This window comes from Paraburkholderia sp. RL17-383-BIF-A (genome assembly GCF_046028015.1).
In the GTDB taxonomy this organism is placed as follows: Bacteria; Pseudomonadota; Gammaproteobacteria; order Burkholderiales; family Burkholderiaceae; genus Paraburkholderia.
The window spans coordinates 15,228-40,952 of sequence record NZ_JARESR010000030.1; the positions used below are offsets into that span (position 1 = coordinate 15,228).

Consider the following 25,725-nt stretch of genomic DNA (forward strand, 5'->3'; position numbering starts at 1 on the left):
CCCGCGCGTCTCGATGCTTTACTTCAACACTTGAGCGATCGCGTTGGCCACCGCGTCGAGGTTGCGCGTATTCAGCGCAGCCACGCAGATGCGACCCGTGCTCACGGCATAGATGCCGAACTCTTCACGCAGACGGTCCACTTGCGGCGCCGTCAGACCCGAGTACGAGAACATGCCGCGTTGCGCGTTCACGAAGCTGAAGTCACGGTCCACGCCGCTAGCCTTCAGGCGTTCGACCAGACCGTTGCGCATCGCGCGGATACGGTCGCGCATTTCGGCCAGTTCCGTTTCCCACGTGGCGCGCAGTTCCGGCGACGCGAGCACGGCTGCGACCACCGAGCCGCCGTGCGTCGGCGGGTTCGAGTAGTTCGTGCGGATCACGCGCTTCAGTTGCGACAGCACGCGAGCGGCTTCTTCCTTGCTTGCCGTGATGATCGACAGAGCGCCGACGCGCTCGCCATACAGCGAGAACGACTTCGAGAATGACGACGAGACAAACACGTTCAGTTCCGACGCGGCGAACAGACGCACGGCCGCAGCGTCCGCTTCGATGTTGTCGCCGAAACCCTGGTAGGCGATGTCGAGGAACGGCACCAGATCGCGCGCCTTGACGACTTCGACAACCTGCTTCCATTGCTCGACGCTCAGGTCCACGCCGGTCGGGTTATGGCAGCACGCGTGCAGCACGACGACGGTGCCCGCGGCGTAGCTGTTCAGCGCGCTCAACATGGCGTCGAAATTCACGCCGTGGGTGTGCGCGTCGTAGTACGGGTACGACACGACTTCGAAGCCTGCGCCTTCGAACAGCGCGCGGTGGTTTTCCCAGCTCGGGTCGCTGATCGCGACCTTGGCGTTCGGGTTCAGACGCTTCAGGAAGTCCGCGCCGATCTTCAGCGCGCCCGTGCCGCCCAATGCTTGCGCCGTCACGACACGGCCCGCTGCGATCAGCGGCGAGTCGTTGCCGAGCAGCAGTTTCTGCACGGCGGCATCGTAAGCGGCAATACCTTCGATCGGCAGATACCCGCGCGGCAGCGCGGCGTCGACGCGGGCCTTTTCGGCGTCGCGCACCGCGCGCAACAGCGGAATCTTGCCTTCTTCGTTGAAGTACACGCCGACGCCAAGGTTGACCTTGGTCGTGCGCGTATCGGCGTTGAAGGCTTCGTTCAGGCCCAGAATCGGGTCGCGGGGAGCAAGTTCGACGGCGGAGAACAGAGACATGATGGATGGGCAGCAGTAGTGAAAAGAGGACGGCTTCGATCGCGGACGGCCGGGCCAGCAGTGGTGTCCGGCGCAGGGCACAAACGGACTGCGGACAACGGCAAGCGAGTGCAGCTTCGCATTGTAACGAATTCGCGACCATTTTTTGGCCGACACGGCCGGACGGATGGAATTTTTCGCTTGAAAAACAGGCACTCCGGTGCCAATTGAAAAGAGCGGCGAGGTCCGCAACGCCGTCTGGAGAGACCGGAAAACCGGCCCGCAACCGAGCGGCGACGGGGCGTCACGGCCACCTGGCCGCGATGAGCCAATGCCCTGCGACCGCCCCAAAGGGCCACAACATCGCGCCCGACCAGACTCGCGCGAACCCTTGAAAAGCCTACGCAGACCCGCTCGATCCTCGATTCCCGCAACCCGTTAGAATAGTTCTTTGCCCCAAGGCCAGGCGCCGCCCCACATGTCCGAACAACATCTGACTGAAGCCGAAGATACGCTCGACGAATCCAAATTCGTCAGGTTCGAAGGCTCGCCGTTTCAGCTGTACCAGCCGTATCCGCCCGCCGGCGACCAGCCCACGGCGATCGACACGCTCGTGGAAGGCGTCGAAGACGGCCTCGCATTCCAGACGCTGCTCGGCGTGACCGGCTCCGGCAAAACCTTCACCATGGCCAACACGATCGCGCGGCTCGGCCGCCCGGCCATCGTGTTCGCGCCGAACAAGACGCTTGCCGCGCAGCTCTATTCGGAGTTCCGCGAGTTTTTCCCGCGCAATGCGGTCGAGTACTTCGTCTCGTACTACGACTACTATCAGCCGGAAGCGTACGTGCCGCAGCGCGACCTGTTCATCGAGAAGGACTCGTCGATCAACGAGCATATCGAGCAGATGCGGCTATCGGCCACCAAGAGCCTGATGGAGCGGCGCGACGTGGTGATCGTGGCGACGGTGTCGGCGATTTACGGTATCGGCAATCCGTCCGAATACCACAAGATGATTCTGACGCTGCGCACCGGCGACAAGCTCGGCCAGCGCGACATCATCGCGCGGCTGATCGCCATGCAGTACAACCGCAACGAGGCCGACTTCCAGCGCGGCTCGTTTCGCGTGCGCGGCGACACGATCGATATTTTCCCGGCCGAGCATGCCGAAATGGCGGTGCGCATCGAGTTGTTCGACGACGAAATCGAAACGCTGCAACTGTTCGATCCGCTCACCGGCCGCGTGCGTCAGAAGATTCCGCGCTTTACGGTGTATCCGTCGTCGCACTATGTGACGCCGCGCGATACCGTGGTGCGCGCGGTGGAAACGATCAAGAACGAACTGCGTGAGCGGCTCGAATTCTTCTACAGCGGCGGCAAGCTGGTTGAAGCGCAGCGGCTTGAGCAGCGCACGCGCTTCGACCTGGAAATGCTGCAGGAACTGGGCTTCTGCAAGGGCATCGAGAACTACTCGCGGCATTTCTCGGGCGCGGCGCCGGGCGAACCGCCGCCCACGCTGGTCGATTACCTGCCGTCAGACGCGATCATGATGCTGGACGAATCGCATGTGCTGATCGGGCAGTTGAACGGCATGTACAACGGCGACCGGGCACGTAAAGAGAATCTGGTCGACTACGGTTTCCGCCTGCCGTCGGCGCTCGATAACCGGCCGCTCAAATTCAACGAGTTCGAACGCAAGATGCGCCAGGTGGTGTTCGTCTCGGCCACGCCGGCGGACTACGAGCAGAAAACGGCCGGGCAGGTGGCGGAGCAGCTGGTGCGCCCCACGGGTCTCGTCGATCCGGAAATCGAAGTGCGGCCGGCGCGCAGCCAGGTCGACGACGTACTAGGCGAGATCAACGAGCGCGTCAAAGTGGGCGACCGCGTGCTGGTAACGGTGCTGACCAAGCGCATGGCCGAGCAGTTGACCGAGTTTCTGGCCGACCATGGCGTCAAGGTGCGTTATCTGCATAGCGACATCGATACGGTGGAGCGGGTTGAAATCATCCGCGACCTGCGGCTTGGCACCTTCGACGTGCTGGTCGGGATCAACCTGTTGCGCGAAGGGCTGGATATCCCGGAAGTGTCGCTCGTCGCCATTCTCGACGCGGACAAGGAAGGCTTCCTGCGTGCCGAGCGCTCGCTGATCCAGACCATCGGCCGGGCGGCGCGTAATGTGAACGGCAAGGCGATTCTCTACGCCGACAGGATCACCGACTCGATGCGCCGAGCCATCGACGAAACCGAGCGGCGGCGCAACAAGCAGATTGCCTTCAACCTCGAAAACGGCATTACGCCGCGGGGCGTGGTCAAGCGCATTCGCGACATTATCGACGGTGTGTACAACGTCGACGACGCCCGCGCCGAACTGAAGGAACAGCAGACGCGCGCGAAATTCGAGGACATGTCCGAGAAGCAGCTTGCCAAGGAGCTCAAGCGCCTCGAAAAGCAGATGATGGAGCACGCCAAGAACCTCGAGTTCGAAAAGGCCGCGCAAACGCGCGACCAGCTCGCCTTGCTGCGCCAGCGCGTGTTCGGCGCGAACGTCGGCGATCACGTGTCCGGCGTCGAATAATGCGTCCTTCCGTCGCAGGGCGCGGCGCCGCATCGCGCCCTGTCGACCGCTGCCCGGCACTCGCCCGGCAGCGCGCCATGTCATCGCCGCGCACTTCCTTAAAAGCACCTTAAGACCCTGCTGGCATAGGGCTCTGCGTGCGTTCTGAATTGTTCTCCCTCGCGATCGATGATAAACTCAACCAATATTGAGAATGGTTCGCATTAACGTTCGTATAGCGCTTAGGCTCCGACCGGCCGTGGGTTTCAAGGCTTGGGGCCGCTGCATCAAAGCCTGCGCAACGCACTGTTCCAATGGGTTCGATTCGAGTCTGATAAAAAAACAAGGAGTTTCAATGCGGATTTCTTCATTTGTGCGTGGTGGCGCAGCAGCGGTGGCCGCGGTCGCGGCGTTGTCGGCAACGGCAGCGGAGTACCCGATCGGCAAGCAGCAGATTCAGGGCGGCATGGAAATCGGCGCGGTCTATCTGCAGCCGATCACGATGGAACCCGAAGGCATGATGCGCAAGGCCTCGGACTCGGATATCCACCTCGAGGCCGACATTCACGCGGTCAAGAACAATCCGACCGGTTTCGCCGAAGGCGACTGGATGCCGTATCTGCAAGTGCGTTATGAGCTGACGAAAGCCGGCTCGAACCAGACGCAAAAGGGCGACATGATGGCGATGGTCGCCAACGACGGCCCGCACTACGGCGATAACGTCAAGCTGCAAGGCCCGGGCAAGTATCACCTGAAGATGATCGTCGAAGCGCCGATGCAAACGGGCCATATGGCTTTCGGCCGCCACGTCGACAAGGAAACCGGGGTAGGCCCGTGGTTCAAGCCGATCACGCTCGAATACGACTTCACCTTCGCCGGTATCGGCAAGAAGGGCGGCTACTGATCGCCGCGCATCGTCATGTGTGGCCGCGCTTTGCCGCGTGGCCGCGCGTGGGTGAATGGGATGAATGAATCCATGCAGCAGGCGGCGTGTCGTTGATGAACCCGCACTGCGCCACGTTTTCCGGAAAGGCTGATGAGAATTAACCGAAAGATCGCAACCTTCGCCACCACGCTTTTGCTGGCGGGCGCAGCGCACGCAGCCGACCTGCCGACCTTCAAGCTGGAAATGAACGACGGCAAGTTGAATCCGGCACGCATCGAGGTGCCGGCGGGGCAGCGTATCAAGATCGAAGTGCGCAACACCGGCAAGGGCGCGGCTGAATTCGAAAGCGTTCAGTTGCGTAAGGAAAAGGTTTTGGCGCCCGGCGCGGATTCGTTCGTGGTGATCGCGCCGCTGGAACCGGGCGAGTACAAGTTTTTCGACGATTTCCATCAGCAGGCGCAGGGTGTCATCGTCGCGAAGTAATGGCCTCAGCTGCGAGCGCGGGCCGTCGGCGGTTCGTGTGTTCGCCAAGGCAGTAGAAGGGTAGAGGGAGAGCTTGGATGGGTCAGATTCTGTTCGTCGTATGGCGGGAAAGTGTCGAGGCGCTGCTGGTCGTCGGCATTCTGTACGCGTGGCTGAAAAATGGCGACGACGATGCGCGCCGCGGCTTGCCGTACCTGTGGGGCGGCGTCGCAGCCGGATTGATCGCGGCGGTGGCGCTCGGCGCGGCGCTGGTCGGTTTCACCGAGGTGCTTTCCGGTGACGCGCAGGATTATTTCCAGACGGCGATGGTGCTGATCGCCTGCGTGCTGATCGTGCAAATGGTGCTGTGGATGAAGCAGCATGGCCGCTCGCTCAAGCGAGACATGGAGCAGTCGCTGCAAAAGAGCCAGCGCGATTCGAACTGGTGGGGCGTCGCGTTGCTGGTGGCGTTGGCGATCGCGCGTGAAGGCAGCGAAACGGTGATCTTCCTGTACGGGCTCGGTTTCGGCCAGTCCGGTCACGTGGACGGCAGCCAGATGCTCGCCGTCGTGATCGGCCTCGCGCTCGCGTTCCTGACCTTCTACGTGCTGCAACTGGGCGGCAAGTTCTTCTCGTGGCGGCTGTTTTTCCGCATCACCGAAATCATGCTGTTGTTCCTCGGCGCGGGCCTGTTCCAGACCGGCGTGGACAAGCTGATCGACAAGGAAATCCTGCCGACGCTCGTCGATCAGTTGTGGAACTCGTCGGCGATTCTGGACGACTCGGGCACCTTCGGTTCGCTGGTCGCCACGCTCACCGGCTATCGCGCGCATCCGGCAATGATGAATCTGGTGGCGTACGCGGTGTACTGGGCGGTGGTGTATCTGCTGTTGCGCCGTGCAAACCGCAAGCCGGTACAACAAGCCGCCGGGCGCGCGGCATGAGCACCGTGATGACCCGCCCGGGCCGCCTTGCGGCGGCCGGGCAGTGGATGCAGCGCCACGGCGCCGCGATTCGCGGCATTCAGTGGGTCGTGGTGGCGGTCTACGCGTTTCTGATTCTGGTGCCGGCGGTCATGCCGCTGCCGGACGACACGGCGCACTTGTGGAATAACCTCACGCTGGCGGCGCAGTTCGTCTTCTGGGGAATCTGGTGGCCGTTCGTGTTGCTTTCGATGGTCATGCTCGGCCGTGTCTGGTGCGGCGTGCTGTGCCCCGAAGGCGCGCTCGCCGAATTCGCCAGCAAATACGGGCGAGGCTGGGCGATTCCACACTGGATGCGCTGGGGCGGCTGGCCGTTCGTCGCATTCGGCATCACCACCATCTACGGTCAGATGGTGAGCGTCTACCAGTATCCGAAGGCCGTGCTGCTGGTGCTGGGCGGTTCGACCTTCGCGGCGATGATCATCGGCTTGCTTTACGGGCGCGAGAAACGTGTCTGGTGCAAGTATCTGTGCCCCGTCAACGGGGTCTTTTCGCTTCTGGCGCGGCTCGCGCCGTTTCACTACAAAGTCGATGAAGACGCCTGGCGCCGTTCCTACAAGAACGGCGAGCATGGGCATCGCGTGATTCCGATCAATTGCGCGCCGCTCGTGCCGTTGCGCAATATGAAGGGCGCGTCGGCCTGCCATATGTGCGGCCGTTGCAGCGGGCACCGCGACGCGATTGCGTTGACGTGGCGCGCGCCGTCCTCGGAAGTGGTTCAGTTGGGCGACAAGCAGGCGAACCCGTGGGACACCGCGTTGATCCTGTACGGTCTGCTCGGCATTGCGATCGGCGCGTTCCACTGGACCGCGTCGCGCTGGTTCGTCGATCTGAAGATGTTCTTCGCGACCTGGCTGGTCGATCACGACATTACGTGGCCGCTCGACACCAATGCGCCGTGGTTCCTGTTCACGCATTACCCCGAGCAGAACGATGTGTTTTCGTGGCTCGACGGCACGATGGTGATCGGCTACATCCTCGCCACGGCGTTGGTGTACGGCACCGCGCTGCTGGTGCTGCTGATGGGCGCGACGCGCATGCTGGGGCGCTTCAATGCCGTGCGTTTGCATCATCTGACGCAAGGGCTGATTCCGATTGCCGGCGCGGGCGTGTTCCTCGGCCTGTCCGCTACCACGCTGTCGCTGTTGCGCGCGGAACATGTGTCGTTGTGGTGGGCGTCGGATATGCGTATCGCGATACTGGCGATCGCCAATCTGTGGAGCGCATGGCTCGCCTGGCTCGTTACGCGCCGCTACAGCGAACGCTTCGTTCAGCGCGGCCTCGCGATGATGTGGTTCGTCGCGGCGCTGGCCGTGGTCGACAGCGCATGGTGGTTGATGTTCTGGGGCTGGGCTTCGAAGTGAGGCCGAGGTAACGCCGAAGCAAGCCCGAAATAACTCAATACCCGGCGCCGCGACTGGATGCATCTGATGCACCGTTAAGCGCCGCGCCAAACAGAAAAGCCGTGGAGATGACATCATCCCACGGCTTTTTTCATTGTCTGCATGATCGGTACACGCCGTTGCGTGTGGCCGCATCGAGTGAGGACCAAAAAAGCGGCCTGGCTGGCTGCGACGGCTGGCTTGGTGTCTGCACGAAGGGGTCTAGTTCTCACGTGCAAGCCGTCGTGGCTGGCTAATGCCTAACACCTCTCTGGGAGGTGGTCCCCACAATACCCGGTAGTTACAACTGTTCGTCCTTACTTCGTCAGAATCAACTTGCCCAGGCGCGTTGCGCGCAACTGGTAGGTCTCGCCGTTGTGCACGATGCTGACGTGGCTATGTCCTTGCAGCAGCGCGTCGCTGCGTACGATCCGCTCCGACGTCTCGCCCGATGCATTGGCGCGATCCGCGCCAGGCTTCTGGCTGGTCGCCGCCGCCGTGGAGGCTTTCGGACGGCTGGTCAGCGCGGCCGCGGGGCGGCGCAGGCTGAGTGTCGAAGGGCGCGCAGTATCGGTCATTGGTTTTTAGCTGTTGGTCGATTCGATGGATTAATTCTAAATGATAACTATTCCTATTTACAAGTTAAGGAAGTTGATCGAATTTTTGTTTCGATAGTCGATCGACCAAGGCGGCGATAAAACGGAGAAATCTGGCCAAGGCCGCCGCTTCGATCAGCGGCCTTGCAATCGATGGCGAGCGGGGCGGGAAGGGCGCCCGCGAAATTCAATGCAGCGAGCCGGGTTCCTGCTTGGCCTGCACATACTGACGGATGAGCCGAACGGTATCGATATCGTTCTCGCGATACGCCGACTTCACGATCTCCTGCGTTTGATGCGCGTCGGGGTCCGTCGATTCGGGCAACGTGGTCGCGTACTCGAAGCGCAGAAACAGCTGCAGTTCGTCCGGTTGCTCGATGGTCATGGTGAGCGAGCCGCCGACGTAGTCCGCCGTCGGCAGAATGTCGTAGCGCACGCTCTGGCTTTGGTCCAGCGTGACGCGGTCGCGTACGGTCGCCTGGCCGTAGTGCAGCTCCCGCTCGAGCACGTTGCCGTCGCGCGAGAGAATCGTGCAGCTGTCGAGCCCCATCACGAACAGTTGCGGCTGTTCGGCGCGCAGCACGAGACCCTCCCACAACTGCTCGCGGGTCATCGACTCGACAAACGGATTCAACGGGTCGTTGATCTGGATAAGGTGTTCGAAATTCAAAACGACGGCTTCCTATGAAAGCGTTAAGCGACGGCGAGCCCTGAACGGATCGTGATCGAGTGCGTGAGGATCTTGTGAACCGGGCACTGATTGGCAATTTGCAAGAGCCGTTCCCGCTGCTCGTCTGAGAGATCGCCTTCCAGCACGATTTTGCGGTCGATGGTCGTGCCCGCGTCGCCGGTTTCGAGCGAGAGCGTCACGCGTACGTCGGCGAGCGGCCATTCCTTGCGTTGAGCGTACATTTTCAGCGTGATCGACGTGCACGCGCCGAGGCTCGACAGCAACAACGAAACGGGTGTCGGCCCGCGATCACCGCCGCCGAGCGACTCGGGCTCGTCGGCAAGCCATGTGTGCTTGCCGTCGTCGAAAAGGACCTGGAAATTCGTCGAACCGATGTGGGCGGTGACGGTGGGCTCTGCCATGCGCGCTCCTGAACAGGGACGGAAATCGCCGCGCGCCACGGCCCGTTATGACGCAACGGCGTGGCGCGCGGCCTGAATCGCTATTGTGAACGAATTTACCGGCCTTCGCGCCTTGGGTTGCGGCGCGGGCGGCGCGTGCTTCGCCCGCCCGGGACTCAATGCGTGATCGCGCCCATGCGCCCGGCCTGGTAATCGACGACGGCCTGGCGGATCTCGTCTTCCGTGTTCATCACGAACGGACCGTAGCGCACCACCGGCTCCTTGAGCGGCACGCCGCCGAGCAGCAGCACTTCGAGCGGCTCCGTGCCGGCCGTGAGCGTCACGGAGTCGCCGTCGTTCTGGAACACGACCATTTTCTGCGCACCGATTTCCTGACGCGCTTCGCCTTCGCCGTAGAACCCGTTGCCCGACAGGCTATACGCAAACACGCGATAGTCGGCGGGCACCGGCTGCCGGATCGTCGCGCCCGGTTGCAGCGAGAAATGCTGATACAGAATCGGCGTGCGCGTTTCGATCGCGGCCTTGACGCCGAGCGCTTCGCCGGCGATCACCTTGACGCGCACCTTGCCGTCCGCGGACGTTGCTACGGGAATGCTCGACGACGGCATTTCCTGATAGCGCGGCGCGATCATCTTGTCGCGGCGCGGCAAATTCACCCACAACTGCAAGCCGTGCACGCGCCCGCCTGTGCGGACGAACGACGGGTCCGGCATCTCGCTGTGCACGACGCCCGCGCCCGCGGTCATCCACTGCACGTCGCCGGCGTGCAGTGTGCCGGAAAGGCCGGCCGAGTCCTTGTGGCCGAACTGGCCCTCCAGCACATAAGTGACCGTTTCGAAGCCGCGGTGCGGATGGTCGGGCGCGCCTTTGGCCTCGCCCGGTGCGTAGTCGATCGGGCCCATTTCGTCGAGCAGCAGGAACGGATCGAAGTCCATCAGCATGCGGGTCGGAAACGGGCGATGGACGATAAAGCCGCCACCCTCGGTCGTGCGAACGGCGGGAAACGTGCGTTCGATCGTGCGGGTCGTGCTCATCAAAGTCACCTCAAAAAATGGGGAATAGCGTTATTTTTGAAACATGGAGCTATTATAGGGACCGTTTTCCGGGGTGCCAGCCGCCCTCGCGCAATGGATTGTTCTATTACTGGAACGATGAGATGAAGATCGATTCACACAACCTGAACGACCTGATGTATTTTTCGCAGGTCGTCGAACATGGCGGTTTTTCTGCCGCCGAACGCGTGCTCGGCATCTCCAAGTCGCGGCTGTCGCGCCGGCTGACCGAGCTCGAAGCGTCGCTCGGCGTGCGCCTGCTGCAGCGATCCACGCGCAAGCTGGCGCTGACCGAAGCCGGGCAACTGTTCTATCAGCATTGTCAGGCGATGCTGAGCGAGGCGCAGGCGGCCGTCAACGTCGTTCAGCAACTGCGCTCATCGCCGCGCGGCACAGTGCGCGTCAGCGTGCCGGTCACGATTTCGCAGACGATTCTGTCGCAGATCCTGCCTGAGTTCATGCATCGCTATCCGGAAGTGCGTGTGGTCATGCGCGTGACGAACCGCGTGATCGATCTGTTCGAGGATTCGATCGACGTCGCGCTGCGGGTGCGCTCCGATCCGCCGGAGAACGCCAACATCGTGGTGCGGCCGCTGTGGCGCACGCAGCAGATGCTGGTCGGCGCGCCGAGCCTGTTGCAACAGAATGCGCCGCCGTTGCTGCCGGCCGATCTGAGCCGCTTCGAAACGCTCGACGTGCCGACCGGCGACGGACGCCACGTCTACAACCTGATCGCGCCCGACGGCACGCGGCACGCGCACGAACACGAGCCGCGCCTCGTCACCGCGGATCTGATGACGATTCGCGAAGCGGTGCTCGGTGGTGTCGGTATCGCCGCGTTGCCGGAGATGATGTATGGCGCCGCGTTGCGAGCGGGGCAATTGTCGCCGGTCATGCCGGGTTGGACCTTCCCGACGCCGCAGTTGTACGCCGTATTCGTGTCGCGGCAGGGGATGGTGCCGGCGGTGCGCGCGTTTGTCGATTATCTGGTCGAGATGCTCGATCCCGACGACGGCAAACACATCATGGGCGAGTGTCCCGCGCGCGAGGAAAAGGCCGCTGCCGCGCAGTCTTCGTTCGCGATTTCCCCATAGCACTTCTCACGCGCGACAACATCGCTTTTAGCATTTAAGCGCGGCCTGTCATGAGTACTTTCAATGGCCGTTTGCTTGAATGCGCGCGCTCCCGGGCCTATAGTGAAATCCCTTCGCTAAGGAGTCTCTTATGCGAAAACTCATGGCCGCTATCATAGCGGGCCTGATAGGGCTGACCGCGCTGTCCGTGTCGATCACGGCTGTCGCATGCGGTGATTCAGGTAGCTATCAATCTTCGACCGATGGCAAATGATCCCGCCGCCCGAAGGCGCCGAGTGCGCACAAAAAAAGGCCTTCATCCGACGATGAAGGCCTTTTACTTTTCAGCCCTTTTTTGAAGGGCTTTTATCGTATCACTTCGCTTTCGGTTGGGTCACGAAGCCGATCTTGGTCAGGCCGCCGGCCTGTGCCGCCGACATCACTTCCGCCACTTTTTCGTACGGAACCTTGCGGTCCGCGTCGAGATGCAGCTCGGGTTGCGGGTTCGCTTGCGCGGCCTCTGCAATTTTCGCGCGCAGTGCGGTGTCATCCACCTTTTTGTCGTCCCACATGACGTTGCCGTCGGCGTCGACCGCGACGGTCACCTGCGCGGGCTTGGTGTCTTCTTTCTGGCTGCTTGCATGCGGCAGATCGATCTTGACCGCATGACGAATCACAGGAATCGTCACCATGAAGACGATCAGGAGAACCAACATCACGTCGACGAGCGGCGTCATGTTGATTTCGTTCATCAGGCCGTCGTCATCGTCGGCGGCGAAGGGGCTCATTGCCATTGGATTGCCTCGCTGATCAGTTCGTGCGCGCGGCGAGCCGCAGGCCGTCGCCGCGCTTGGACGACGACAGTCGCGCGCCCGTCACGAAGAATGCGTGCAGACCGTGCGCAAAGCGGCTCAATTTGGCCACCACCGCCTTGTTGGCGCGCGTCAGTGCGTTGTAGCCAAGCACTGCCGGAATCGCGACGAAAAGGCCGAACGCGGTCATGATCAACGCTTCGCCAACCGGGCCGGCGACCTGATCGATCGACGACTGGCCACTCGCGCCAATGGCCAGCAGCGCGTGATAGATGCCCCACACCGTGCCGAACAGACCGACGAACGGCGCCGTGCTGCCGATCGACGCGAGAATCGCGAGACCGCTCTGCATGCGGGCGACGCTTTCGTCCATCGTGTCCTTCAGGCAGCGCGTGATCCAATCCGACACGTCCATGCGGTCGTGCAGATGCGGTTGTGTCTGATGATGGTGATCGGCCGCTTCCTGACCCGACAGCGCCAGTGCGAGGAACGGATTGTCCTGCGGGGTCGACGAGCCGGCGCCGAGTTTCTTGACGCCGTCGGCGAGATCATCCGAGTGCCAGAACGCCTGTTCGGCGTTCTTCGTGAGGCGCTTCAGGCGCATCACATTCCAGCCCTTGATCACGATCACGCTCCACGACATGACCGACATGATCAGCAGCGCGAGCGCGATGCCGCGCGTCACGAAATCCCCTTGCGCCCAGACGTGCGCCAGTCCGTAGTTTTGCATTGCAATTCCTTTTTTTGAAATCTGCTTCAGTCGCTCAGACTGAAGTTGTAAGGCCGGGTGTAAGCGGCTCGAATTGGCTGGCCGTTCTCGAGAAATGGCTTGCAGGTAGTCGCGTGCACGGCGGCGAGCGCGGCGTCGTCGAGACGGCTGAAGCCGCTGCTCTGTTGTAGCTGGATGTCTTCCAGCTTGCCCGTCAGGCCGACCACGAACCGCACGGTGGCGGTGCCGGTTTCACCACGCCGCCTGGATAGCGGTGGGTAATCAGGCTTCACCAGTTCGCAATTAAGGTGCGAGACGTTCTTGGGCGCGCTGACCTCTATCGTCTGATGGCTAACGGCCGGCGCGGCCGCAGCTGGCGGCGCGACAGGGGCGGCCGGCGCGGGCGGCGTAGGATCGGGTGCGGCGACGGGCGTCGGCGAGGGCGCGGCGGCCACTGGTAAAGGCGTTGGCGTCGGCTTGGGCGTTGGAGCCGGCTTCGGCTGAACTTTCGGCTTGGTGTGAACCGGCGGCGTCGGCGTGGGCGGCGGCGGTGCGATCGACTGTATCGCGACGGGCGTGGCAACCGGCGCCGGCGGCAGCAACTGCGCGGTCATCACGCGCGATTCGAGGACCGGTTGAACAGGGTCGTGCCGCAAGGTCATCACCACGGCCAGCAACGCGACGTGAATCGCAGCAACCAGTGCGGTGGCTGTCAGGACGCGGGAGTTCGCTCGGGTGGACGAAGCCGGCATGGCGCCGGCTGAAACGGTATGCGAGGCCGGCATATCAGCGTGGCGGCGCGCTGTGAATGCAGCGCGTCAGACAAGACGTCGTCATGTTCGAAAAATCAGCAGCGAAATGAACAAAGTAGTCACGAAACCAATCAGCAATTCCATCTCGAACTCCTGTGAGGGGTGAGCGGGTAGCTGGCTGGTACGAATACTGGCTTGCTGACGGCAGTGGGATAACGCTTGAACAGCGAAGAGCGGCAGTGGGCGGCAGGCACCCGAGGCGCGGCGTCAGCCGCGCCTTGATACTCGGTCTCAGGCGGCCTTGCGTTCGTAGAACGTCAGCGGGACAGCCTGGGGATTATGCTCGAAACCACAGCGGCTCGCGCATACGCCGCTCTGCATCATGACGTCGCGGACGGACTCCGCGCATTTTCCACAGCAGGAAGCGACGCCAAGTTCGAACTGCAACTCGTCGAACGAATCGACGCCTTCCGCGATCGAGGCACGGATCTTTCGGTCAGAAACGGACTTGCAGACACAGACAATCATGGCAGGCGTCATAGCTAACGTTAATGCGAATTATTATCATTATGTTTGAGCCGTTTGGCAAGCGTCCTGGCCAATTTTTTGTAACAAAACCAGACTCTTAGAAGGGTTTCGTCTAAAGGACGAAATCGGGCGGCGGGTGGCCGTTGGGGCGAAAAGGGGGCGTCAAGGCAGCCTAAAGGCGGCCTAAAGGCGCTCCCACGGCGCCTCCGAGCGGTCTCTCCAACAGGCGCCCCAAAGTCACTCCCAAAGCCATTGGAAAGGCGCGCGGGAGTTCGCAGCGCCCCTGTAAAAGCGCGTGTCGGCGCGGCAAAAAACCGCGCGGGTCAGGCGCTCAGGCGGCTTGGGAGTTCGGAGCTGCGGTGCGCCGCGAGGGAATCGACACCTGTTCGACCGTCGCGTCGATATGTAGCAGGCTGGCTGCCAGTTGCTGCTGATGCGAGCCGTCCCCGGTGGAATAAAAGCGGGGCAGAACAGCGCCCGCGCTTTCCGGCGCCGCGCGCAGGCCGTGTTGGTCCAGCACCCGTTCCAACTGGCGCGCAATCGCGACGCTCGTGTCGATCAACACCAGCCGGTCGCCGACAATGTCGCGAATCGCCGCGTCGAGGAACGGGTAGTGCGTGCAGCCGAGCACCAGCGTGTCCGCGCCCGCGTCGAGCATAGGCTGCAGGTAGCCGCGCAGCAGTTCGCGCAGTTCGGCGGAGCCGACGTCGCAGCGTTCCACCGCCTGCACGAGTCCGTGGCCCGGCTGGCAAAGAAAGCGGCAATCGGCCGCGTAGCGTTCGAGCAGCGTCTGGAAGCGCGCGCTGCGCAGCGTCACCTGGGTGGCGAGCACGCCCGCGACGCGAGTTTTCGACTGCAATGCAGCGGGTTTGATACCGGGTTCGACGCCGACCAGCGGAATAGGCAGCTTCTCGCGAACCATCGCGATTGACTGCGCGGTTGCGGTGTTGCAGGCGACCACCAGGGCCTTCGCGCCTTGCTTGACCAGCCATTCGCCGATTGCGAGCGTGCGGTCGGCGATGAAATCGTCGTCGCGCTCGCCGTAAGGGGCGTAGAGCGAGTCGGCGGCGTACAGGATCGCCTCGTCAGGCAGTTGTGCGCGCACCGCCCGCAATACCGACAAGCCGCCGAGACCTGAATCGAAAATGCCGACCGGTGCGCGCGATCCGGCGCCAGACATGAACATCTCTGTTGTCGTAGACGGTGATTCTGCGGGCATAGGCGAAGAGGATGCGTGCGGCACGGCGCTCAAGGAAAGCCTGGGAAGGTGCGCAAGTATAGCGCCCGCGCGGCGTGCCCTAGTGGGACTTGCCGTGCGGCGCCTCCCGGGGAGGAGTTCGTGCAGAACTCCCCATTAGAGACGCTGTTCGGCGCGCTTTCCGGAAGCACTTCGTCAGGACATTCCACGGGGACGTCATTCAGGGCGCCTCCCCAGAGCACTTCCGCCGGGCGTCCACCAAGCGCACCGCCGCCAGTATCCGCTCCGTTGCGAACGGGCAGACCCATGAACGGGGCGCGTGCGGGGTGCGGGCGGTTGCGCCGTAATGCGATCAGGACTCGACCGAGCCCATTGCGGATTGCTGATAGTTCTGGATCCCGACCTTGTCGATCAGGTCGATCTGCGTTTCGAGCCAGTCGATATGTTCTTCGGTGTCGTCGAGAATTTTCGTGAAGATTTCGCGCGAGATGAAATCACGAACCGACTCGCAGTACACGATCGCTTCCTTGCAGGTGCTCTGCGAAATCTGTTCGAGCTTCAGATCGCATTCGAGGATCTCTTTCGTTTCCTCACCGATCAGCAGCTTGTGCAGGTCTTGCAGGTTCGGCAGACCGTCGAGCATGAAAATGCGTTCGATCAGCCAGTCGGCATGCTTCATTTCGCCGATCGATTCGTCGTATTCATGCTTGCCGAGTTTCTCGAGGCCCCAGTGCTTATACATCCGCGCGTGCAGAAAGTACTGGTTGATCGCAGTCAGTTCGTTCTTCAGTTGCGAGTTCAGGTACTCGATAACTTTCTTGTCGCCTTGCATGGTATTTCCTTTGTGGGACTTTGAATTTTCAACAACAATAAACGCCATACCTGAAAAAGCCAAGGGAACAGACATATCTTTTGACATTGTTTCAGGTGTCGCGTGTCGCGTTGCGCGCGGCAACAAAAAAGCCGGGACCGCGGTCCCGGCTCTTCGACATACGTGACAGGCGTTAGCGGCGAATCAAACCGTCGCGACCGGAATCTTGCCGATCTTGGCTTGCCATTCCTTCGGGCCGGTCTGGTGCACGGAGGTGCCGTTCGAATCGACGGCCACCGTGACCGGCATATCCTGCACGTCGAACTCGTAGATCGCTTCCATGCCGAGGTCTTCGAACGCGAGCACCTTCGCGCTGCGAATCGCTTTGGACACGAGGTACGCTGCGCCGCCCACGGCCATCAGATAAGCGGCCTTGTGCTTCTTGATCGCTTCGATCGCGACCGGGCCGCGCTCGGCTTTGCCGATCATCGAAATCAGGCCGGTTTGCGCCAGCATCGTCTCGGTGAACTTGTCCATGCGCGTTGCCGTGGTCGGGCCTGCGGGGCCGACGGCTTCATCGCGCACCGGATCGACCGGGCCGACGTAGTAAATCACGCGGTTCGTGAAGTCGACGGGCAGCTTTTCGCCCTTCGCCAGCATGTCGGCAATGCGCTTGTGGGCCGCGTCGCGGCCCGTCAACATCTTGCCCGACAGGAGCAGCGTCTGGCCCGGCGTCCACGCGGCGACTTCTTCCGGCGTGAGCGTGTTCAGGTCGACGCGCTTGCTCTTCTCCGTGTCCGGCTGCCAATGCACGTTCGGCCATGCGTCGAGCGACGGCGCTTCGAGCTTGGCGGCGCCGGAGCCGTCCAGCGTGAAGTGCGCGTGACGGGTAGCCGCGCAGTTCGGGATGATCGCGATCGGCTTGGACGCGGCGTGCGTCGGCGCGGCCATGATCTTCACGTCGAGCACGGTGGCGAGACCGCCGAGACCCTGTGCGCCGATGCCGAGCGCGTTGACCTTCTCGTGCAATTCCACGCGCAATTCTTCGATCCAGTCCTTCGGGCCGCGTGCGATCACGTCCTGAATGTCGATCGGATCCATCAGCGATTCCTTCGCCATCACCATCGCTTTCTCAGCGGTGCCGCCAATGCCGATGCCGAGCATGCCCGGCGGGCACCAGCCCGCGCCCATGGTCGGCACGGTCTTCAAAATCCAGTCGACGATCGAGTCCGACGGATTCAGCATCGCGAACTTCGACTTGTTTTCCGAGCCGCCGCCCTTGGCCGCGACCTGCACGTCGACCTTGTCGCCCGGCACGATCTCGTAGTGGATCACGGCCGGCGTGTTGTCTTTCGTGTTCTTGCGGCCGCCTTCGGGCGGGCTCACGATCGACGCGCGCAGCACGTTGTCCGGGTTCAGATAACCGCGGCGCACGCCTTCGTTGATCATGTCGGTGACGCCCATCGTCGCGCCGTCCCAACGCACGTCCATGCCGACCTTCACGAACACCGTAACAATGCCGGTGTCCTGGCAGATCGGGCGCTTGCCTTCGGCGCACATGCGGCTGTTGGTGAGAATCTGCGCAATGGCGTCTTTCGCCGCCGGGCTCTGTTCGAGCTCGTAGGCGCGGCCCAAAGCCTGGATATAGTCGAGCGGATGGTAATAGCTGATGTACTGAAGCGAATCAGCAATGCTCTGAATCAGATCTTCCTGTTTGATGACGGTCATGGCTAGCTCAGTGGAGACAGGGGCGCTTGTTGTCGGACACGCCGGGCGGGGCGGATCAGTCGTGCGCCTTCAGGGGAGTGGAACCTTTAGCGGCACCCACGGCGTGCAGCACCGTGGGCTCTTCGAAATGCCTGGGATGCGTATGCGTGGTGAGGCGGTCGACCAGCGCCATCACGACTGCGGAGACGAGGAACGCCACGTGGATGATCACCTGCCACATGATCGTATGCGTCGAATTCTGGTCGGGGCTGATGAAGGTCTTCAGCAGATGGATCGACGAGATGCTGATCAGCGCCATCGACAATTTGACTTTGAGCACGCCCGCGTTCACATGGTCGAGCCATTCCGGTTCGTCCGGATGACCCTCCACGCCGAGGCGCGACACGAATGTTTCATACCCGCCGATGATCACCATGATCAGCAGGTTCGAGATCATGACCACGTCGATCAGGCCGAGCACGACCAGCATGATGTTGGTTTCGTCGAGCGTCAGGGATGCCGTGACGAGGTGCCAGACTTCCTTGAGGAAGAGGACGACGTAGACGGCTTGCGCGACGATCAGGCCCAGATAAAGCGGCACCTGCAGCCAGCGGCTCATGAAGATGATGGCGGGCAGCGGGCGCATGGGGCGGCGCTGTTGGGCGGAGTCGGTTCGCGGAGCGGACATGGGCAAGAGTCGGATGAGACGCAGGTGACGGAACACGGACCAAAATGCGCCGGGCCGGCAGGCGCACTACGCGATATGCACGCCAGTCAGGCAAGCAAACCCGGCAAGCAAACCCGGCATGGACGGCGCACACGGCGCGATGCACAGCCAGCCGAGGCCTTAGGAGCCTCGCGTCAGGCGCGCTATTGTAACGCGTCGGCTAAATTTGCTGCATCGCGGCGGGCAGGCCTCACGAGGCCACCGTCGGCAGTCGCTTGAGCTTCAGGCTCGCGAGCCCGATCCCCGTGACCACGCAGGCGAGCGCGATGCCGTGCGCGAAGCTGGGCCGCTCGCCCAGAAACAGGATGCCGTAAATCGCCGCCGCCACCGGCAGCACGGCGCTGAACACGCCCGCGAGACTGCCCGGGACATGGCGGATGCCCTTCATCCATAACCAGAACGAAAAGATGCTGGCGGACAGTCCGTACCACAACACCAGCATCCAGACGCTGAACGGCACTGCGCGAAAATCGAATTCGAGCCATGCGCCGGCGCCGAGCGGAAGCATCAGCAGCAGGCCGAAGAGATGGGTGTAGGCGCAGATGTCGATCGGCGCGAGCGTCTGCGTGAGGCGGCGCGACAGGATGATGTAGAGCGACTCGCAGCATACGGCGCCGAGGACCATCAGGTTGCCGGCGAGCGAGCTCTCGCCGTCCGCGTTGCGATCCACGTGCGCCAGATTGATGACCAGCACGCCGACAATCGCGAGCGCGATCGACGCGAGCGCCCGGCCGTTCGGTCGCTCTTTCAGAACCAGCCACGAAAGCAACGCGACGACAGCCGGGATCGTGCTCGTAATGACGCCGGCCGCGACGGCGCTGGTGCGCTGCACGCCGCCGAGCATCAGCAGGGTAAAGCCGAAGGTGCCGAACAAGGCCTGCAGGAACAGGTTGAGCCATTCATCGCGCTTCACGCGGCGCAGTTTGGCTACGCGCAGAAGCGGCCACAGCACCGCCATTGCGATCACGAAGCGCAGCAGCGCGAAGAGGGGGACGGGGACGAACTCGACGATTGATTTACCGATGCCGACATTGGTGCCGACTAACAGCATCGAGGTAATGAGAAGCAGGGCGTAACGATTCAAGCTGGAATCCGGGGAGCGCGGGCGTGGGGCGCGTAGTTTACCGGACGGCGCCGGGGAGCCGGTCAACTGCTGTTGTCGTTGTCATTGTCGGACGCGACGCTTGCTATGCCGGGAGCGGGGGCGGCTTTGCCGGAGCGTGGATTGCATTGAAAACAGCGTGGGCGGGCGCGTGCAAATGGCGGGTGGCAGCCGGCCGCCGGGAGCGTCCACGGCGATACGTTGACGGGGTGGCGGCGGCCGGCTGCGTTCAGCGCTGCGTCAAGCGGTGCCGGTTCCGCCTGTAGCGGGCTTGCCTAGCATCGGCGAGAGCATGCCCATCAGCGGCGAGAGCATGCCGAGCGCCTGCCCCGCGCCCGGGATGACGGCGGAAAGAAGTCCCTGAAGGCCCTTCATGACGGTCTGGAAGAACTCGCCGATAGCATTCGACGCTCCGTTCTGTGCTCCGTCGGCGGCGCCGGCCGGCGCCGTTGCCTGAGGTTGTTGTGCGGCCATGTTGCCGGCGCCGTTCTGTGATGCGTCGGTGCCGCCGGTCGGCGGCGCCATTGTCTGCTGTCCTGCGATTGCGTCGAGTGCCGCATCATCGGAAGCCAGCCCCGCAGCCCTCTCGGCGTTCCGCAGCTTAAGGTCGTGGCCAGCCGCCTCGGCGTCGCGCGACATAGCGTGGTGGGCACCGTTCGCGTGGTCCGCGTGCATAGGGCGGCGCATACCCATCGTATCGTCCTGCTGCACAGGGCCATGGCCACCCTCGGTGTGCTCCGTGGAAAACATCTGGACCGAACTGGAACGGGGGCGGTCGGCCGCCCCGCTACCCATCGTTTCCACCATTGAACTCAGATCGAACTGCCGAGTGTTGCTGATAGTGTTGATCGCTTCCATCACAGAATCCTTAAATCGAGTAAAAGGAAATATATAAACCGGACAGCTGTATTGTGTGGAATTTATGCGCCCGCTTCCGGATCGCTGGTGCGCAGAAGTGCATAAATGAAATCTGGTTGTTTTCTATTGACCTCCTCTGGTTTATCCAGGTTAACCAACTGACACATCCGGGTCGATCAAATCCAAATCGATCGGATGTTTTCTGTCCAGCAACTGGGTGACGCAGATTATTCTGACAAAGCCCGTGAAATTACAGATGGCTTCCTGGGTAAGATCAATTTCAAGTGCCCATCTGGAAATCAGTTTTCCCACCGTCACCGCTTCCTGGCGCGCAATCTCTTCGATGATTCGCCAATACACCTCCTCGAGCCGAAGACAGGTGGCCAGCCCGTTGATTCTGACGGAGCGCTGCCGCGGCTTGGCGAGCTGCGGGGTGAAGTTGCAATACTGGGTCATCCGCATGTGCGTGCGCGTGTAGGAGTTCGAGAAGGCGGAGCCTCCATGACGGCGGTAAATATCCTGATGCATTTCAAGATGGCAATGCATCTGCGATGTGAGTCGCGCGGGTTGTTTCTCATGTTCGGATGAATTCAAGTGACGGCTAGTCAATCTTCTCCCCGCAATATTCCGACTGGGTCATAAAGATGTATGACGTTTATCTGAAGTGTCGTCCTATTTTCAAGATATGCAGTCCGGATAAGATCAATTGAAAGGCCATGAGTGCGGCGATCCGGATTTGCACGCGCTAGATAAAGAGCGGTTGGAATGGCGGTATTTGAAATTGGCAGATGAAGTCATGCATATATATGACCATCCGTGATGCCGGCGCTATTAAATTTCACTGGCGTAATCAATACAACGTAGCCAGGAAATTTCGATGCTTATCACGAGCCGCAATGATTCGCCCAATAAGAAGGGCGGAGGTGGACCGCAGTCCTCGCCATCGTGCGTGACTGGCGCTGCCATGTTTCAAATGGCTGGCCGGCTCGCGTTGGTGTGGGCGGTGCTGCAGGTCTCCCAGGCTCAGGCCGTCACGCCTGCGTGGCACGGCGCGCCGATTCACTATGCGGCGAACGGTACGCCGTTGCCGGACATGCTGCGTGACGTGCTGGCGGTGGAAGGACTGTCCGCGAATATCGCCCGTGACGTGAAGGGCGCGGTCAACGGCCGTTTCGACGACACGCCCGGCAACGTGTTCATGCAGCTGGTCGAGGCCTACGGCCTGGTCTGGTATTTCGACGGCAAGTCGATGCATGTCGCGACCGCTGCCGGCGTGCGTAGCCGGGTGATTCCTTTTGCGCCGATGACCCGCGAAGCGGTTGCGGCGTTGCTGCGCAACCTCGATCTGGACGACCCGCGTCTGCCGATCCGGTATTCGGCGACGACCGCGAGGGTTGCCGGCCCGTCGGCCTTTGTCGATGCGGTGGCTGACGCGATCGACAAGGCGCAGCAGCAGAGTACCGCTGAGCCGTCGTTCGATCAGACCGAGATCCGCATTTTCCCGCTGCGCTACGCGCAGGCGCAGGACATGCACTATTCGGTGGGCTCGCAGGACCAGGTGGTGCCCGGGGTGGCCTCGCTGTTGCGGCGGGTCATGATCGACAGTTGGCAAGCTACCGCGCCGCGCGCAGTCCGCTCGCGCGCCGAAGCTCGCGCCGACGCCCGCAGCGCGCGCGGCGGTCCGCCGCCGCTGCCGAGCCTGCGCGGCCTAGGGCTGGCCGGCGGCGCGCCTTCCGATGGCGACAGCTCGCCACCACCGCTGCCCGATACGGCAACGACTGAGACGAGCCGGACCGATCAGCCCAGCGTGACGCCCGCGCGACGCAACATCATTGCCGACCCGCGCACCAACTCGGTGGTGATCAACGACCTCGCGTCGATGATGCCGAACTACGAGCGCGCCATCGCGATGCTCGACCAGCCGCAGGAACTGGTCGAGATCGACGCTGTCGTGATCGACGTGTCGTCGAGCGCGGCGCGTTCGCTCGGTGTGGCCTGGAGCGGTTCGAACGGGCGTATCAGCGGGTCCTCCGGCACCATCAACGCGCCGTTGAGCTTCGGAGCGCCGGCGCTTGCAACAGCGGCGGGCGTGGCGTCCGGACTGAATCTCGCCACTCTGGTCGGCAACTCGGCGCAGTACCTGTTCGCGCAGATTCACGCGCTGGAAGACGCCGGCCAGGCACGCGTGCTGTCGAGCCCGCAAGTCCTCACGCTGAACAACATGGAAGCGGTGCTGACTTCGCACAGCTCGGTCTATGTGCGGGTGGCGGGCAACCAGGACGTCGATCTCTACAACATCGATACCGGTCTCACGCTGAAGGTAACGCCGAGCGTCGAATCGGCCGCTGATCCGCGCCGCAATATCCGGCTCAACATCCAGATCGATGACGGCGCGTTCAATACATCGATGTCGGTCGACGGCATTCCGAAGGTCGACAACCACTCCATCGTCACTCAGGCGATCGTGCGCGACGGCGAGAGTCTGCTGGTCGGCGGGTATCAATACGAGCGCAGCGAAAGCAGCACGTCGAAAGTGCCGGTGCTCGGCGACGTGCCCTACGTCGGCGCGCTGTTTCGCGACACCCAGACGACCCGGCAGCGTCTCGAACGTTTGATCCTGATCACACCGCGCCTCAAGCGTGCGGCTGGCACCGGCGAAGCGGCGGGCGGGGCGGTCATGGCGGGGCCGGCTCTGGCCCCCGCAGGAGTGGGGGCGGTCTTTGCACCGGGCTCCGGTTTGCCCGGCGCCCCGAGTGCCGAATCGGGTTCGCTCGCGCAAGCGGCACAAGCGGCACAAGCGGCGCAAGCGGCGCAAGCGACACAAGCGACACAAGCGGCACAAGCGACGATGCCCCCGCTCCCGGCGGCCACCAATATCCCACCGGCGGTTGCTGCCGCGCTGCGGTCGCCGTCGCGGGGTGCTCCTTCGATCGCGCCTCTGCCAGTCACGCCATTGCCGTCGCCGCCGCCTCTGCCCGCATGGCAATCGACACGCAAGATGCCTTGGGAGGACCGCAATGACCGCTGACGCAATGATCCTCGTGAAAGACGGCGTGCATACCGGTGCCAGCATCGCGCTGTCCGCCGATAGGCCGCTGCGGATCGGCAGCGGCGGCGACGCCGATCTGATGGTGATCGACGAAGGGGTCGAGCCGCTGCACGCCACCGTCGAGCTGCGCGGCGCGGCGCTCGGGCTGGTCGCGCACCAGCCGGGCGTGACGGTGTTCGGCCGGCGACTGGCGCCGGGGCGGCGCGTGCTGTTGCGGCGCGGCGCGTGGTTTTCGGCGGGCGCGGTCACCTTCCAGTTCGGCGGCCGCGATGCGCCGACTCCGACGATGGCGGGCGACGCCGAGCGCGCCTATCTATTGCGCCATGCGCCGCTCGCCTATTGCGCGAAACGCTGGTCCGGCGCATCGCCCGTTGCGAAGGCGACGGTCTTTGCGGCGCCGGTCGCGTTCGCGCTGCTTGCGTGGATCACGTCGAATCCGATGACGGGCAGGCCGCACGCACCGCGCATCGACGACACGTTCCGGCTGGTGAAGACGCATCCCGATCCGAAGTCCGGCGCGCTCGTCTACGAGGGCTACGTGCAGTCGCCCGCGGATCTGTCCGCGCTGACCGCGCGGGCGTGGTCACGGCAGCGGGCGCCGGTCATGCGCGTGATCGTGCTTTCGCAATTGCAGGAGCAGGTCGGCGATTTTCTCGCGCGCTATTACCGCGGCGCCGAGGTGCGGGCCGCCGAGCCGGGTGCGTTCACCGTGGTGCTGCCTGGCGCGCCGGGGTTCGTGTCGCCTGAGTCGTGGGACTACGCACGTGTCGCGAGGCTGGCGCGCGCTGAGATCGACGGGCTGCGCGAGCTCACGTTCCCCGGCCACTCGCTGGAGGGTGGAAAGGTGCGCGTGCCTCTCGAGGCACTGGGAATGAATCTTCTCGCCGGCAGTCACGCGGCCTGGCTGACCGATGCACAAGGCCAGCGCTATTTCGTTGGTGCGCGATTGCCTGTCGGGAGAATCACGCGGATCTCGGCCTGTGCGGCAGAGGTGACGCTCGACGATGGTTCGATCTACGAATTTTTTATGAGTGCCGCCCATGACACAGAAAGATGCCGCTAGAAGTACGCCCGGTTCATTTGGCGAGCTTTCTATCGAGGAGAAGCTCGCTCAACCCGGAGGGGCCGGTCGAGAAGAAATCGTCGCCCGCCTGACGCATGAGATCGGCTGCCTGAACAGCGCAATGCCAACTGCTTCACGGGAGTTGCAAAAAGAACTGGTTTTGCTTGTCGAGTGTTTGCGCGCGGCTCGGCAAGTTGTGGAGCGAAGTGTGAACTTCGCAAATGCGCGCGACAACTTTAAGGAAGAGAAATCATGAATGGTGTAAATCCGCTGGTCCAACCGAACCCGGGTATCAATCCGTACACCGCCGGCGGTCTCGGGGGCGACGGTTCGCTACTTAACCCCAATGGCGGCGTTTCGATCGACAGTGTCGCCAGTGTGGCTTTGTTATTTCTTCAATCCGCAAACCAGAAGATGGGCTCAGCGATGGATGAGGCCCAAAAAAATCAGCAACAAACGCCGCAGGCCGGCGGGCAAGGCGACCAGGGCGGCGCTCCTGACAACATCAGCATGGCGAAACTCTCGCAGGCGCAACAGAACCTTAACGCGGTCAATACGATGGTCGATAGCCTGATTCAGGCCGCCGGCCAAAATGCAAAAGAAGGAGCAAAACTTTAAACAGTAATCCAAAACAAAACGAAGACGCTCTCGCGGCGTCTTCGGGAGCCATTGCAAATGCAGGACGACACCTTGCAACTACTGATTTCGATTGGCCACTACGCCCGTATCCATCGACGTTTCGACGAGGCGCGCTATCTGTTCGAGCGGTTGGCATTGCTGTATCCGCGGCGCGCCTTTTCGTACCTCGCGCTCGGCCTGGTGGAACTGGATCGGGCGAATCATCTCGCTGCCTCCCGGCTGTTGGGCCAGGCGGTGGAACTCGCGCCGGACAACACGCTGGCACGCGCCTGGCTGGGCGTGTGCCAGTTGCTCGAAGGCCAATACGCGCTCGGCACCCGAACGCTGATGACGGTGCCAGACGATGGTGAGTCCAGCGCGTTTTCGATGGCGACGGTGTTCCTGAACCTGCCCGAATGCGCGCCTTATACCCGTGCCGCGCGCGCTACACACACTACGCATCGCGCGGCTTTGTTCTCGACGATTGAACGACTAACTATTCGACACGTGCATTGAT

At 62.5% G+C, this 25,725-nt stretch carries 27 protein-coding genes; 11 read left to right on the forward strand and 16 right to left on the reverse strand.

Annotated elements, in window-relative coordinates:
- Window positions 1-18 precede the first annotated feature (18 nt).
- The gene (locus tag P0D71_RS27505; protein ID WP_408483078.1) at window positions 19-1,218 is read right to left on the reverse strand and encodes an amino acid aminotransferase; all 1,200 of its coding nucleotides are present in this window, start codon (window positions 1,216-1,218) and stop codon (window positions 19-21) included.
- Window positions 1,219-1,675: 457 nt separating this feature from the next.
- Here P0D71_RS27505 and uvrB point away from each other — a divergent pair, with 457 nt between their 5' ends.
- The 5 genes from uvrB (at window position 1,676) to P0D71_RS27530 (ending at window position 7,443) form a co-directional block, all read left to right on the forward strand.
- Window positions 1,676-3,769, forward strand: a complete 2,094-nt coding sequence (gene uvrB, locus P0D71_RS27510) for an excinuclease ABC subunit UvrB (RefSeq protein ID WP_408483079.1) — start codon at window positions 1,676-1,678, stop codon at window positions 3,767-3,769.
- A gap of 334 nt (window positions 3,770-4,103) precedes the next feature.
- Complete coding sequence (locus P0D71_RS27515) at window positions 4,104-4,652, forward strand: iron transporter (protein ID WP_091795661.1); 549 nt, start codon at window positions 4,104-4,106, stop codon at window positions 4,650-4,652.
- Window positions 4,653-4,784: 132 nt separating this feature from the next.
- Complete coding sequence (locus P0D71_RS27520) at window positions 4,785-5,117, forward strand: cupredoxin domain-containing protein (protein ID WP_091795658.1); 333 nt, start codon at window positions 4,785-4,787, stop codon at window positions 5,115-5,117.
- 77 nt (window positions 5,118-5,194) lie between these two features.
- Complete coding sequence (locus tag P0D71_RS27525; RefSeq protein ID WP_408483080.1) at window positions 5,195-6,040, forward strand: FTR1 family iron permease; 846 nt, start codon at window positions 5,195-5,197, stop codon at window positions 6,038-6,040.
- The gene (locus P0D71_RS27530; RefSeq protein WP_408296529.1) at window positions 6,037-7,443 is read left to right on the forward strand and encodes a 4Fe-4S binding protein; all 1,407 of its coding nucleotides are present in this window, start codon (window positions 6,037-6,039) and stop codon (window positions 7,441-7,443) included. The genes P0D71_RS27525 and P0D71_RS27530 overlap by 4 nt, the downstream gene beginning before the upstream one ends.
- A 335-nt stretch (window positions 7,444-7,778) precedes the next feature.
- Here P0D71_RS27530 and hemP read toward each other — a convergent pair whose 3' ends face one another.
- The 4 genes from hemP to P0D71_RS27550 form a co-directional block, all read right to left on the reverse strand.
- The gene (gene hemP / locus P0D71_RS27535) at window positions 7,779-8,039 is read right to left on the reverse strand and encodes a hemin uptake protein HemP (protein ID WP_408296532.1); all 261 of its coding nucleotides are present in this window, start codon (window positions 8,037-8,039) and stop codon (window positions 7,779-7,781) included.
- 205 nt (window positions 8,040-8,244) lie between these two features.
- Window positions 8,245-8,727, reverse strand: a complete 483-nt coding sequence (locus P0D71_RS27540; RefSeq protein ID WP_091795645.1) for an SRPBCC family protein — start codon at window positions 8,725-8,727, stop codon at window positions 8,245-8,247.
- 23 nt (window positions 8,728-8,750) lie between these two features.
- On the reverse strand, window positions 8,751-9,149 hold the full coding sequence (locus P0D71_RS27545) for an OsmC family protein (RefSeq protein ID WP_091795642.1): 399 nt from the start codon (window positions 9,147-9,149) through the stop codon (window positions 8,751-8,753).
- Window positions 9,150-9,304: 155 nt separating this feature from the next.
- A complete protein-coding gene (locus P0D71_RS27550) occupies window positions 9,305-10,183 on the reverse strand; it encodes a pirin family protein (RefSeq protein ID WP_408483081.1) in 879 nt (292 codons plus the stop codon).
- A gap of 122 nt (window positions 10,184-10,305) precedes the next feature.
- Between P0D71_RS27550 and P0D71_RS27555 the strand changes: the two genes are divergently transcribed.
- Window positions 10,306-11,295: a LysR family transcriptional regulator gene (locus P0D71_RS27555; RefSeq protein ID WP_408483082.1), complete on the forward strand. Its 990-nt coding sequence runs from the start codon at window positions 10,306-10,308 to the stop codon at window positions 11,293-11,295.
- A gap of 353 nt (window positions 11,296-11,648) precedes the next feature.
- Here the strand turns inward: P0D71_RS27555 and P0D71_RS27560 are convergent, their stop codons facing one another.
- The 11 genes from P0D71_RS27560 to P0D71_RS27610 form a co-directional block, all read right to left on the reverse strand.
- The gene (locus tag P0D71_RS27560; protein WP_091795633.1) at window positions 11,649-12,068 is read right to left on the reverse strand and encodes an ExbD/TolR family protein; all 420 of its coding nucleotides are present in this window, start codon (window positions 12,066-12,068) and stop codon (window positions 11,649-11,651) included.
- A 16-nt stretch (window positions 12,069-12,084) separates the two neighbouring features.
- Window positions 12,085-12,816 (reverse strand): MotA/TolQ/ExbB proton channel family protein, encoded by a 732-nt coding sequence (locus tag P0D71_RS27565; protein ID WP_091795630.1) that lies wholly within the window; start codon window positions 12,814-12,816, stop codon window positions 12,085-12,087.
- Window positions 12,817-12,842: 26 nt separating this feature from the next.
- The gene (locus tag P0D71_RS27570; protein WP_408483083.1) at window positions 12,843-13,580 is read right to left on the reverse strand and encodes an energy transducer TonB; all 738 of its coding nucleotides are present in this window, start codon (window positions 13,578-13,580) and stop codon (window positions 12,843-12,845) included.
- A 258-nt stretch (window positions 13,581-13,838) separates the two neighbouring features.
- On the reverse strand, window positions 13,839-14,075 hold the full coding sequence (locus P0D71_RS27575; RefSeq protein ID WP_091800666.1) for a (2Fe-2S)-binding protein: 237 nt from the start codon (window positions 14,073-14,075) through the stop codon (window positions 13,839-13,841).
- A 331-nt stretch (window positions 14,076-14,406) separates the two neighbouring features.
- The gene (gene murI, locus P0D71_RS27580) at window positions 14,407-15,294 is read right to left on the reverse strand and encodes a glutamate racemase (protein ID WP_408483084.1); all 888 of its coding nucleotides are present in this window, start codon (window positions 15,292-15,294) and stop codon (window positions 14,407-14,409) included.
- Between the two features lie 331 nt (window positions 15,295-15,625).
- Window positions 15,626-16,105 carry a bacterioferritin gene (gene bfr, locus P0D71_RS27585; RefSeq protein WP_091795621.1) on the reverse strand — a complete coding sequence of 160 codons (480 nt, stop codon included), beginning with the start codon at window positions 16,103-16,105 and terminating at the stop codon, window positions 15,626-15,628.
- Between the two features lie 183 nt (window positions 16,106-16,288).
- The gene (locus P0D71_RS27590; RefSeq protein WP_091795618.1) at window positions 16,289-17,812 is read right to left on the reverse strand and encodes a fumarate hydratase; all 1,524 of its coding nucleotides are present in this window, start codon (window positions 17,810-17,812) and stop codon (window positions 16,289-16,291) included.
- A 55-nt stretch (window positions 17,813-17,867) separates the two neighbouring features.
- A complete protein-coding gene (locus P0D71_RS27595) occupies window positions 17,868-18,479 on the reverse strand; it encodes a TIGR00645 family protein (RefSeq protein ID WP_408483085.1) in 612 nt (203 codons plus the stop codon).
- Between the two features lie 229 nt (window positions 18,480-18,708).
- Entirely contained in the window at window positions 18,709-19,602 is an 894-nt protein-coding gene (locus P0D71_RS27600; RefSeq protein WP_408483086.1) for a DMT family transporter, read from the reverse strand.
- Window positions 19,603-19,860: 258 nt separating this feature from the next.
- A complete protein-coding gene (locus P0D71_RS27605; RefSeq protein ID WP_408483087.1) occupies window positions 19,861-20,478 on the reverse strand; it encodes a hypothetical protein in 618 nt (205 codons plus the stop codon).
- Window positions 20,479-20,628: 150 nt separating this feature from the next.
- Window positions 20,629-21,072 (reverse strand): ribbon-helix-helix domain-containing protein, encoded by a 444-nt coding sequence (locus P0D71_RS27610; protein ID WP_286161967.1) that lies wholly within the window; start codon window positions 21,070-21,072, stop codon window positions 20,629-20,631.
- Window positions 21,073-21,442: 370 nt separating this feature from the next.
- Here P0D71_RS27610 and sctC point away from each other — a divergent pair, with 370 nt between their 5' ends.
- From sctC to P0D71_RS27635, 5 genes are read left to right on the forward strand one after another with little or no spacing between them, the layout of a single operon-like run.
- Window positions 21,443-23,506 (forward strand): type III secretion system outer membrane ring subunit SctC, encoded by a 2,064-nt coding sequence (gene sctC, locus P0D71_RS27615; RefSeq protein ID WP_408483088.1) that lies wholly within the window; start codon window positions 21,443-21,445, stop codon window positions 23,504-23,506.
- Window positions 23,496-24,590, forward strand: a complete 1,095-nt coding sequence (locus P0D71_RS27620) for an FHA domain-containing protein (protein ID WP_408483089.1) — start codon at window positions 23,496-23,498, stop codon at window positions 24,588-24,590. The genes sctC and P0D71_RS27620 overlap by 11 nt, the downstream gene beginning before the upstream one ends.
- Window positions 24,568-24,846, forward strand: a complete 279-nt coding sequence (locus tag P0D71_RS27625) for a hypothetical protein (RefSeq protein WP_408483090.1) — start codon at window positions 24,568-24,570, stop codon at window positions 24,844-24,846. The genes P0D71_RS27620 and P0D71_RS27625 overlap by 23 nt, the downstream gene beginning before the upstream one ends.
- On the forward strand, window positions 24,843-25,208 hold the full coding sequence (locus P0D71_RS27630; RefSeq protein ID WP_408483091.1) for a hypothetical protein: 366 nt from the start codon (window positions 24,843-24,845) through the stop codon (window positions 25,206-25,208). Before P0D71_RS27625 ends, P0D71_RS27630 begins: the two co-directional genes overlap by 4 nt.
- A gap of 57 nt (window positions 25,209-25,265) precedes the next feature.
- Complete coding sequence (locus P0D71_RS27635; protein WP_408483092.1) at window positions 25,266-25,724, forward strand: tetratricopeptide repeat protein; 459 nt, start codon at window positions 25,266-25,268, stop codon at window positions 25,722-25,724.
- Window position 25,725: the final 1 nt, after the last annotated feature.